At 43.6% G+C, this 10,936-nt stretch carries 9 protein-coding genes and 1 pseudogene; 2 read left to right on the top strand and 8 right to left on the bottom strand.

What is annotated here, in order from left to right; all coding sequences use genetic code 11:
• The first annotated feature begins 628 nt into the window (after positions 1–628).
• Both PTE_RS21590 and PTE_RS21585 read left to right on the top strand, forming a co-directional pair.
• Entirely contained in the window at positions 629–922 is a 294-nt protein-coding gene (locus tag PTE_RS21590; RefSeq protein WP_036836775.1) for a type II toxin-antitoxin system TacA family antitoxin, read from the top strand.
• Positions 906–1,421 (top strand): GNAT family N-acetyltransferase, encoded by a 516-nt coding sequence (locus PTE_RS21585; RefSeq protein WP_036850568.1) that lies wholly within the window; start codon positions 906–908, stop codon positions 1,419–1,421. The genes PTE_RS21590 and PTE_RS21585 overlap by 17 nt, the downstream gene beginning before the upstream one ends.
• A 148-nt stretch (positions 1,422–1,569) precedes the next feature.
• On the opposite strand, the gene PTE_RS25885 is transcribed toward PTE_RS21585, so the two are convergent.
• The 8 genes and pseudogenes from PTE_RS25885 to PTE_RS21545 form a co-directional block, all read right to left on the bottom strand.
• The gene (locus PTE_RS25885) at positions 1,570–1,710 is read right to left on the bottom strand and encodes a hypothetical protein (RefSeq protein ID WP_157890178.1); all 141 of its coding nucleotides are present in this window, start codon (positions 1,708–1,710) and stop codon (positions 1,570–1,572) included.
• A 1,101-nt stretch (positions 1,711–2,811) separates the two neighbouring features.
• Positions 2,812–3,273 carry an RES family NAD+ phosphorylase gene (locus tag PTE_RS21580; RefSeq protein ID WP_036850565.1) on the bottom strand — a complete coding sequence of 154 codons (462 nt, stop codon included), beginning with the start codon at positions 3,271–3,273 and terminating at the stop codon, positions 2,812–2,814.
• Entirely contained in the window at positions 3,270–3,716 is a 447-nt protein-coding gene (gene parS / locus PTE_RS21575; RefSeq protein WP_036850563.1) for a type II RES/Xre toxin-antitoxin system antitoxin, read from the bottom strand. The genes PTE_RS21580 and parS overlap by 4 nt, the downstream gene beginning before the upstream one ends.
• A gap of 1,074 nt (positions 3,717–4,790) precedes the next feature.
• The gene (locus PTE_RS21565) at positions 4,791–5,063 is read right to left on the bottom strand and encodes a PAAR domain-containing protein (protein ID WP_036850560.1); all 273 of its coding nucleotides are present in this window, start codon (positions 5,061–5,063) and stop codon (positions 4,791–4,793) included.
• A gap of 3 nt (positions 5,064–5,066) precedes the next feature.
• Positions 5,067–6,099: pseudogene (locus tag PTE_RS21560) on the bottom strand (type VI immunity family protein).
• Between the two features lie 36 nt (positions 6,100–6,135).
• Positions 6,136–7,281, bottom strand: coding sequence for a DUF3396 domain-containing protein (locus tag PTE_RS21555; protein ID WP_036850558.1), 1,146 nt, complete (start codon positions 7,279–7,281; stop codon positions 6,136–6,138).
• Positions 7,282–7,296: 15 nt separating this feature from the next.
• Positions 7,297–8,652: a VRR-NUC domain-containing protein gene (locus PTE_RS21550; protein ID WP_036850557.1), complete on the bottom strand. Its 1,356-nt coding sequence runs from the start codon at positions 8,650–8,652 to the stop codon at positions 7,297–7,299.
• Positions 8,653–8,654: 2 nt separating this feature from the next.
• Entirely contained in the window at positions 8,655–10,769 is a 2,115-nt protein-coding gene (locus tag PTE_RS21545) for a type VI secretion system Vgr family protein (protein WP_036850555.1), read from the bottom strand.
• Positions 10,770–10,936 lie beyond the last annotated feature (167 nt).

The following is a 10,936-nucleotide window of genomic DNA, read 5'->3' as shown; positions in this document are numbered from 1 at the left end:
CAACTAATGTAAACGCTAATTACACTTAACACCGGAATGAAACAATTTCAAATAAATACTAATTTTTGTATATATTCCTTTGTAATAATAGAAAAACATTATGAATATAAAAATCAATTGAATTTAATACCTAAAACAAACAATATCAAAATAAAAAATAACATAAATAATTACTTATCCAAATATATATTTGATTTCCATTGATAGCAGAATGAGTGACATGAAATTCCAGCTTCCAGCCAATATCTATAAATAGTCAGTACTTTAGCCTGATAAAGATTAATATAAAAAACAAGCTGACTATAATATTAGGAATATATATCCATTAATTCTGTCAGTTCAATATAATTTCCTTAAAAATTATTCGATATGTAAAACCGATGTTACCATTAATGTCAAATTTATTTGTGATACTGTTTGCTTACAGGCTGTACCCTGAATCAACAACATTGAACTTAAAAAAGCTCACGTGATTATAGATGTATGCCGAAAAGGCACACATATTGATGTTAATTACTGATATGCCATAATGGCACCTGATCGCAATAACAGCGATCTTTACCAAAGAAGGTGAAGCACACCGCTTCCATTCTTTCTATCTATCAGACCTGAAAACTTAGGTGAAATAATGACTTCTCATGCAGAACGTAAAGAAGCCCGTTTGGTTGCACGAATCTCTACAGAGATTCAAGAAATCATACAAAGGGCAGCTGATTACTCCGGTACAACCATTTCACAATTCCTTATCGAATCAGCGATGGAGAAAGCACGTAATGTGATTGAACGGACCGAAACATTACACCTCTCAATGGCAGGGGCTGATGCATTGTTTGCCGCTTTGGAAAATCCGCCAAAAGCAAATAATAAGTTGCTCAAAGCAGCGAAGCACTACAAGGAAACGGTGAATGTCAATAATCATTGAAGAGGTAACTCAGCAACATAACCGCAAAACTTTTGATTGCGACGTAGCTGAATTAAATCAGTTTCTACAACAACAAACCCGGCAGAAAACCGTAAAGCACATATCAAAAACTTATGTGGCCTGCCGGGATTCTGTGCCTGCGACAATCATGGGTTATCACACCCTCACCGGATATTCTGTGACAACGCCACCTGCTCACAAAGATTACAAAAACTATCCCCACCCACTCAGTGCTGTAAAACTAGCCCGTCTTGCGGTGGATCATTCACAACAAGGACAAGGTTTAGGTGATCGGTTATTGATTGATGCTATATATCGAACAGCATTGGTTGCACAACAAATTTCGGCCATTGGGCTATTTGTCGATCCTATGTCTCCACAAGTCGTTCCCTTTTATCAACAGTATGATTTTTTACCAGCTGATCCCAGCGATCATTCTCACCTTGAAATATGGCTTCCAATTCAAACCTGTATAGAGATTGCCAACACCTTACCGTAAACTGAACTGCCCTAAAGTTCAGCACTTCATCATCAGCAAAGGTAGCTGGAGGATAACCTGCTACTCAAGTGTAGGTTATCCGTTTTGAGGCGGTGTCCTATCCATTTTCCCCCTAATCTTAAACGTTCGCTTCACTCTCAATGAGAGTTTAGGGGGAAAATTCCGCAGTTTTGTTAAATTGATATTCGGGTTTTCTCGTTTTTCCTGTATTTGATTTTTCAGATTTAAAACCAGAGAGGGTAATAGATATATCAATAGTATTAAAATAAAATCCCATTTCTTTAATCATTTTTAATACTGCTTAAATGCTATTTTTTCACTATGCGTTTAATCCTGTTAAATATTTTAATCTAATCCCATGTTTTGTTATTTGGTTAACTCTGTCATATTATCAATCAGTTTAAAACCCGTTTTTCATGATGTTTTCTCTTCCTGTGTCAGTATAATATCAAATTTTTTACTCGCTTTAAAAAACATTAATCACTGCTTTTTACCTTTGATGATTAAAGTTTTTACCTGTTTTTTCTGATTGAAACAGAATGCTGGATAAAAGAAATGGCACTTTTTCAACAATCTTAGGTGTATGCCATAATCATTCAAAAGCACGAATATAGAAAGATTAAAGCTTTTATATCAAGGGCGATTTAACTTAGTAAATACAACTTTTAAAAAAAAGAGTTAATGGCTTTTAATCAAAAATCATTAACCATTAAAAGCGAGTTGAAAAGAAATCCACTTGTAAAAGAATATTACCCGAACAAATGGGGATTAAAGCGTTTTCTCGCCGGTTATTTTAGGAAGAAAACTGTAAAAAATAACGTAATAAAAAAGGGATAAAACGGTGAATCCGGCAGGATTTAAACCCTGAAAAAGAGGCGGATTATCTGAGAAAACAGCAAGGGTATTTTTATCTCAGGTTATTTACTGGCTGATTTATGGAGAAAAAATAAAAAGGATGAACCGATGAAAACCACTCAGGATTGCCAGTAAATCTTATTGTAAACGATATAATAGTGATGAAAAAAGGAAAAAACCGAAAACAGAGTCAGTAAAGATAAAAAGCGGGTATGATTAGCTTTCGTTAAAGGTAAAACGCGATAACCGATGATGATTAAACTTAGTAAAAAGCAGGCATTAAAAACGGTAAAAACAACGATGAAAACGTTATACCGATTAAAACCATAAATTAAAACAATTGTTTTTAATAACCGTTTAAAACCTGCCCTGATTTTGTCGGTATTTCAATTAAGGGCCTGAGAATTTGATATTTATGACCGTACCTTTAATCGGCAGGCTCCTGTCGGGCAACCACAATTAACCCGGTGTCCCGCTAGTGCGACAGGTATTCCCTGTATAAGTTCGCTTTATGCGCAATGAGAATTGATTATTCCTACAGTGCCAGTCGCGAATCGAATGTGAAATCGATTCCCTTTACTGACGCCAGTGCATCATTAAACGCCGGGTGATGTGGATTGATTATCGCGTTATTTTCATTGGGAATGATGCATGATGGGATGATGAGAGCGAGACTTTCGTTGACGTTTATCCATCCTGTACCGATTTCCATCGTGGACACTGAGGCAGGGTCGCGCTTCCAGTCTTCGGGGAGGTATTTGTGTTCGAGATAGTCCACATGCTCGTCAGGGATCGTGATGGAAAAAAGACTGTAATTATCAAATAATTTTTCTTTTCTAGTGTGAACCAACATCTCCAGTGCAGCAAGAGCAATACTGGTGGACACGTAGATGGCGGAGTAACCCTTGTAATTCCAACGCCCGCCGTAAAGCTTAGCACCATTTCCTGACCATGCGTCATTAGCATAAATAGATTTAGTTAACCTGTAAAAAATCATGAAAATATCCCGTGCTCAAGACGGCCGATGAGGTCCAGCACGTCAATGGCTCCGCTTTCTGTAGCGATAAGAGAAACAGGAGCAACATACCCCAACCCTTTAACGGGATTATTAAGCCACTCGTAAGCCGCTTGCTTGTCACCATCAAAGAGACATACCGCCGCATCGAATACCCGGATGAAGCGAGCAATACGTTCACTTTCATTAGCGTTCAACGTGCATCCAGCACTCCTGCGCCGGGCAATGTTGCGCTCGTTAATACCGGCGATCCGCAGGATGTCCGATTTGGACATCTCAGACCACTCATGAAGGTTGTCGATTACATTGAGCGGCAGCCCATTTTGCAGAAACCTGGTCAGATCAAGACCACGCTCCGCAGGCAAACCGACAAAACGCCATAACGCGTTAGTCGCTGCTTTTTCGATAGGAATATAGTTTCTCATGAAAACCTCTACTGTCATTTGTCATGTATAACTATAGTCAAATGACAGTATCGTGTAAAATTTTTAGCCGAAATCGCCGTAAGCCTGTGACCAATAGGCTGTTGATAAAATTCGGCTTAGAATCCCATGTCTGGCCTTCCGTTTTCTTCATTTATGCCGATCTGCTGCGTCTGTATGAATATTTTTCTATAAACAGAGGAGGTCATGCCCGTATTTTTAACAAAGGTCTTACGCATTACACGAAAAATATAAAAAAAATTGCAATTGTAATTTTATTAACCAATTACGCCCGGCGAGTCCCTGCTGCTGGGCAAGTTTTATACCTTGTGGCAATTACACAGAATAATGTACAGACTCGGCGGGAATTTCACTTTGCTTATCCTGCCGTATTTAATTCATTTATCAGCGATTCTATACTCCATTTATTTTATATTTACCAACCAGTCATAATCATTTAAAATCGTAAATAAAGAGGCATTAAGGCTTTAATATCAAAGGCGGATTTAACTTAATAAAATCTTTCAGCAGGAAAGTTAATGGCATTTAATCGAAAATCATTAACCATTAAAAATGAGTTGAAAAGAAATCCGCATGGAGAAGAATATTACCCGAATAAACGGGGATTAAAACGCTTTCTCGCCGGTTATTTTAGGAAAAAAACTGTAAAAATAACGTAATAAAAAAGGGATAAAACGGTGAATCCGGCAGGATTTAAGCTCTGAAAAAGCGGCAGATTATCCGAAAAAACAGCAAGGGTATTTTTATCTCATTAGGTTATTTGTTTGCTGATTTATGAAGATAAAATAAAGAGGTGACTTATTAAAACTGCTTAAGATTGCTGGTAAGATAGCGTCAATAAAGATAAAAAGTTGATATGATTAACGTTGGTTAAACGTAAAATACGATAGCCTTTGATGATTAAAATTAATAAAAAACAGGCGTTAAAAGGGGTAAAAAAACTGTTAAAACTCTGTACCGATTAAAACCATAAGTTAAAACAGTGACTTTTAATAACCGTTTAAAGCCTGCTCTGGTTTTGTGGGTATTTCAATTAAGGGCCTGAGAATGTGATATTTATGACCGTACCTTTAATCGACAGGCTCCAGTCGGGCAACCACAATTAACTCGGTGTCCCTCCAGTGCAACAGGTATTCCCTGTATATTGAACAAGTTGGAACCTTCCGCAATAGCGCCTGTTTGTTTACAGGCGGGACAAAATACTGGATCACCTTTACAAGCAACCGACAGTTGTTGGTTGACTAAACCGGAACCATTTAAAACATCGCCTCCGGTTGTGGTGGTATCACCTTTAAGGATAATTTTTTTTCCTTCCACTACACTTCTCATTATTTACTCCGTTATATTTTCCGCTTCGCGTATTAAATGCCAGATCGTTGTGCCTGATTCCGCGCCCTGAACATCAAAAGCCATCGTGCCCTGAGCAAAGAAATATTGCTTGTCCGGGATGCTGTCGGTTCGCCAGAATCCGCTGACAAGAGCCGGATAGCCTCCCTTCAAAGGGGTCACATGCAGAGGTCCACGGTCATAACGGGCATACCAGGCCAGTGTGGACGCTGTAGTAAAATGACCAGCACCATAAAAATGCAGAGAATGCCCTTCACGGGGGATCACCCGTATCGACCACATCGGTGTAGCGGGCCAGCATTGCACGTATCCAGTATTCCCCACCCAGTCGATTTACAAATCGTTTGGACAGCAGGGTGATCCAGTTAATACTACGGATGGAATGTTCATACTGTAATTTGGCTGTATGAACCGCAGAATTAACCTGCAATGCAGGGTAACGCTGGGCCAGTTGGTACTCTAAGGGAAAGTAGTCATAGAAGTCGTTGGGTAAGACCAGATAGTAACCACAGTCCCCACTGTCCGGTTCGAGTTGTTCACACAGAAAATCCAGCCAGGCCATAAATCGGGTCATGCCCTCTGGTTCTTTTAGATAATCCCAAGGCAGTGTCAGGCTTAGGTAAGAACTGCCGTTATCACCGCTTATTTCCCGGGAATCCAAGTAACGCATCAGATAATGAGGTGCCTCATCTTCATTTTTGGCATCACTGACCACCCAACCAGAAAACTGGTTTTTTTTCTGATTAAGAATACCCTCTTCCACCTTGGCAATATTTTCCGGTGAATATTTTTTTAACCCTTTCAGCTCATGACGGTGAAAACGTAGATGAGTACCAAACTCTTCGCGAAAGCGGCGATAACAGGCCAGAATGCGTTGCTTTTTCTCCAGCGTGTAACCCTGTTTAAAAAACAGGGTAATTGAGATACCCAGACGGGAGACGGTCAGCCCATCACTATTGGTAAAAGTAAAATCGACCCGTTGTGATTTTAGCCGGGAAAAATAATCTGAAGTTGCCATATTCTCTCCGTTCATGATGAGGCAGTGGATAATCTGTTATTCCCACATATTTTTCCCTTCCCGTATCAAGTGCCAGATCGTTGTGCCTGATTCCGCGCCCTGAACATCAAAAGCCATCGTGCCCTGAGCAAAGAAATATTGCTTGCCCGGGATGTTGTCGGTTCGCCAGAATCCGCTGACAAGAGCCGGATAGCCTCCCTTCAAAGGGGTCACATGCAGAGGTCCACGGTCATAACGGGCATACCAGGCCAGTGTGGACGCTGTAGTAAAATGACCAGCACCATAAAAATGCAGAGAATGCCCTTCACGGGGGATCACCCGTATCGGGCGTATCAGCTGGTTAATGGCAAAATAACTCTCCGGAACACTGCCCGGCAGCGGGGTCAGATCGGGGTATTTACCGGCTCGGATCATCAGACCATCGCGGTAAGAGCTAATGACCACATCGGTGTAGCGGGCCAGCATTGCACGTATCCAGTATTCCCCACCCAGTCGATTTACAAATCGTTTGGACAGCAGGGTGATCCAATTAATACTACGGATGGAATGTTCATACTGTAATACCGCAGTATGAACCGCAGAATTGACTTGTAAGGCAGGGTAACGTTGCGCTAGCTGGTACTCCAGGGGAAAATAGTCATGGTAATCTCTGGGCAGGACCAGGGAGTAGCCACAGTCTCCACTGTCAGGTTCGAGCTGTTCACACAGAAAGTCCAGCCATGCCATAAAACGAACCATGCCGTCTTGCTCTTTCAGATAATCCCAGGGCAGTGTCAGACTCAGGTAAGAGCTACTGTCATCACCATCAATTTCTCGGGAGTCTAGGTAACGCATCAGATAATGAGGGGCTTCATAAATATTTTTAGCGTCACTGACTACCCAGCTAGAGGGCTGATTTTTTTTCTGATTAAGAATACCCTCTTCCACCTTGGCAATATTTTCCGGTGAATATTTTCTTAACCCTTTCAGCTCATGAGCATGAAAACGCAGGTGAGTGCCAAACTCTTCGCGAAAGCGGCGATAACAGGCCAGAATGCGTTGCTTTTTCTCCAGCGTGTAACCCTGTTTAAAAAACAGGGTAATCGAGAGCCCCAGGCGGGAAACAGTCAGTCCATCGCCATTGATAAAAAGAAAAGAGGTCAGTTGTGATCTCAGTTGGGCAAAGTAATCTACAGTTTCCATCATTTTCTCCGTGAATTATGAGGCGGTAGCCAATTTCACACTCGTCAATATTGCCAGGACGGCAGCTAACGCTACGGCGCTGACTTCAGCGGCGGCAGCTAAAATGTCCAACAGTACTATCAGCGCGGCAGCGACGACAAGGGTGATGAGGATAACCACAGCAACTTCGGCAATAATCACAACCACTTCCAGCATCTCTTCACCCACCTTTTTCAATATTTGCAGCCAGCTCATGTTTTTTAGCTCTTCCAGGGTGATATCTGAGCCCTGTTGCACAGTTTGCCACCGGGCTTTTATCTCACTCTCAGTCCAGGTCACGATTTTCCCCGTTTGTTCACTGACCCAGGAAAAAGCGTAACTGGCCTGATGGGTTATCGGGTCGATTATCTCTTTACACACCCACTTGCCGGTTTCACTGAACCAGACCCCAAACTGAGCAAGGAGTTCACGGGTACTGTCGCGGATGTAATCTAACCCCTGCTCTGTCAGGCCAGCCACTTCCTGTCCAAGAATAACCCAGTCTTCATAGCTGGGTAAGAAAGACCACGGAGAGGTACTGACAAGCGGGGGATTTTTTGTCAGGGGTTGTGGAATGGTTCCCGGCACGCCCTCTTCGGGAGGAGCGGGTAAGGCATCATCAGGAGGCGAACCGGGCGGCAGGGGGACCAGCGGTATCGGATTTTTATAATGTTGGGAACCGGGTTGATAATGTTTTCGCCACGCTTCATCATACTGTTTTTGCTCCTCGGTGCGGTTATCACTAACACGCATCACTCCAAAGCGGTCTTCGGTCGCAATCTGGATATAATCTCGTTCCTGATTGTCAGAGAGCCCATCCCCCGGAAATTTCACCTCAATCAACATTTTCAGATTATCAGGGTGCACAGAACCATCAAAGTAGGTGGCATTTCTGCCCGGCCAGCGGAGAGCCTCCTCTTTAACCAGAATAATATCGGGGCGCCGAATACCCACAACCCCAAATTTCTCCATCTCGTCGGCAGAAGGCCGGGCAAACGGATTACTGGATTGCGGTAAATTATCACCATAACGCTGCTTAGAGACTTGACTGGTCGCCAGCATGGGCAGAGGGACATCTTTCTGCCCTCGGATAGCAAACACCACTTCTGCTTTATAGGGCCATAAAAAGTCATGTTTAAGCTCTTCAACCTTAATCAACCCACTCATAATGATTTGATTAAGAAAGCGAATGGCACCTTGCTTAGTGACAATCATTGCAGGCAGACGCAGGGCATATTCGGCTTTTCTCGCCAGATAACAGGGGTCTTCATCGGAAGGAAAGATCCCGATTTCCATCGTGCAGTTAATTGAAGTGACAGCCGGGCACATCTTGCCGCTGTTGGATATTGCCATACTTATTTCTCCATAAATTCCATAACATGCTCTACCGGAGAGTTATCACCGGCTTGGTATAAAGTTTTCTTCGGTTTCGGTGGGGATCCCGGTGAACTCAGTTGCAGATTTTCTTCAACCTTACTCTGTACAGTCACAGTTCTGCCCAGCGCGTCAGTTTTACCGGAAAGGATCTGCCCATCGGCGGTGGTGATGGTGTAGAGGGTATTCACCAGCGGCTTACCGCTCTGCTCACTCAGCAGGGTATAGCGGGCAGCGTAGTCAAACAGCGCATCGGCGGATTTTCTACCGATGGTATGGTCAGACATGGTGATGCTGACCCCTTCGATACGGATATTCCCCATCGGGTCAATGACTATCTGCCCGCCTGCGTTTCCAATGGTGATTTGTCCGCTTTCAGAGCGTAGCTTGATATGTTTACCCACGGTAATTTGCTGATTATCGGTGATGTTCAATTGATGGCTTTTACCAATGGAAACGGCTTGCTGGCCTTTAATGGTCACCGTTTGATTTTGACCGACTTCAAGCGTCTGGAAGCCTTGTACGGCTTCATCATCATCGTTTTTAATGATGATGGTGCGGTTATGTTCAACTGCTGTTTTCTGGTCATGGGTTATCTGTGTGGTTTTATCCCTAAGAACCCGAGTATTCATATCCCGTTGAGCGTGAATAAACACTTCCTCGCTGCCGTTTGCGTCATCAAAGCGCAGCTCATTAAATCCCTGTCCTCTGTGAGTCTGGGTTTTGAAGGTAGTCCGGGTTTTCTCCGCCGGTAAATCAAGCGGCGGACGATTGAGGCCGTTGTAGGTGCAGCCCGTCACAATCGGGCGGTCGATATCGCCATTGAGATAGCTGACTATCACCTCCTGCCCGACGCGGGGTATCGCCATAAAACCGTAACCGCTGCCGTTCCAGCCCTGGGCGACCCGTACCCAGCAGGAAGCGAGGTCGTCCGCTTCATCGTAACGGTTCCAGTGGAAGTGGATGCGTATCTCGCCGTGTTTGTTAACATAAATCTCTTCGCTTCCCGCCCCGACTACCGTAGCGACTTCATCACCGTCCGCCAGTGGCTTGTAACGGTAAGGTGGCCGCCAATCCTGTCGCCCTGGAATAAAGGCAACATCGTTTGTCAGTGTTGTTCCTTCACCCCCGTCGTTTGACGCAATAGGCTGCCGCCCATGATGAGTGACAGACAGCACCTGCCAGCGGTCATTCATCGCTTCTATTGGATGGGATTGCAGCGTAAAAATTTTGCCCGGATGAAGCCGGATACAGTTAGTTTGGGCCGTGCCGACTTTGCTGTAGTTTTGTAACTGCTCTAACCGCAGTTGGGTAAACGGTTTTCCTTCCGCATCCCACTGAAAACGCCCGTAGCTTTCAAACACCGAATCGTACCCGCGATTGTCAGCTGTCTTCCGGTGTTCGAGCGAATATTTGGGGTTAAGAAAGTTATAGTCTTTCTGGACAGTGCCATTCGGGCACAGGTATTCGCCATAGCTCCACTGGTATGCAGTGGTATCGGTCTCGTCCGTTTCAGGATGCGTATTGTAAGTAAGATCGATATCCGCCTGCATGCCCAGGTGGCAATCACAGAACAACATCTGTTTTTCTTCAAACCAGAAGATAATGCCTTCTTCCGCCGCCAGCCGGCACCAAAAGTCATAGTCTGATTCACGTTTTTGCGTGGTGTATTCCCGGTCAGCATGGCGTTTATAGAGCGTATCGCGGACAAATAAAATACGATGTTCTTTAAGCAATTGCGCCAGGATTTTCGGTACAGACTGACGATGGAAGATACGGCTATCCTGATTAAGCGTCATCAGCCACATTGTGGGGCGGATAGTGAAGGTATAAAAAGTTTGACGGCCATCAGTATTACCCTGTTCGACACCGGCTATCAAACCATTAATGGTACGTTCAGTAACGCCATTACGGATAATAGTCAGTGATGCACTGTTCCCCAGTTGGTCATTCAAGGGAATATCATCACGCGGACTCACTACGGTTAATGTCAGGTTATAAAGCTGTGACAGCTCTTCCTGCAAGGTAAATTGTGTCACCTGAAAGGTTGTTTGGGACAGTGCGCCAATTTGGCAGGTGAAAACTAATCCATCCATATTTGAAACCTTACATAATTGAACCATCATTCTGAAACGGGGTAATGACGACAGCGGCCATTAAGCGAATAATCACGTTCTGTTTTTTTAATCGCGCAGCAAAACGCTTCTTCATATTACCGAGCCGGTGTTTCAATCTGATGGCGCTGAATACAAAGACAGTGCCA

It is taken from the genome of Photorhabdus khanii NC19 (assembly GCF_000517265.1).
GTDB lineage: Bacteria > Pseudomonadota > Gammaproteobacteria > Enterobacterales > Enterobacteriaceae > Photorhabdus > Photorhabdus khanii.
This window is presented reverse-complemented; position numbering and strand designations above follow the sequence as displayed.